This window comes from Oceanospirillum sediminis, from assembly GCF_014164585.1.
Classification (GTDB): Bacteria; Pseudomonadota; Gammaproteobacteria; order Pseudomonadales; family Halomonadaceae; genus Oceanospirillum; species Oceanospirillum sediminis.
This window is the reverse complement of record NZ_JACJFM010000243.1, coordinates 1-353: the sequence shown is the minus strand read 5'-3', so window position 1 is coordinate 353 and position 353 is coordinate 1. Positions and strand designations below refer to the sequence as shown.

General features: G+C 40.2%; 1 protein-coding gene. It reads left to right on the top strand.

Features of this window, described 5'->3' with window-relative positions:
* A partial coding sequence (locus H4O21_RS28570; protein ID WP_220495888.1) for a DUF8693 domain-containing protein occupies nt 1-353 on the top strand: 353 nt, incomplete at both ends.

Here is a 353-nt window from a genome sequence, read left to right as displayed (position 1 = left end):
ATATAAACTTAACAGTGAATGCTGGTAATGATTATTTAGTTGGCAACCCGTATCCTTCAGCTATAGATGCCGTTCAATTTCTTTTAGACAATAAAGCAGAAATTTCTGGTTTAGGAGCAACAAACGGTACGTTATACTTTTGGAAACATTGGGGAGGAGGTTCGCACATAGCCAATGATTATCAAGGGGGCTACGCTACATTTTCTCTTTCGGGCGGTATCCCAGCAGCAACTCAGGGCACTAATAGTCCAGACATAGCCACTGGGGGAAATCTTATTAAAATCCCTAACAGATACATTCCTGTAGGTCAAGGATTTTATATTACCGCAGAGACTGATGGTACAATAAACTTT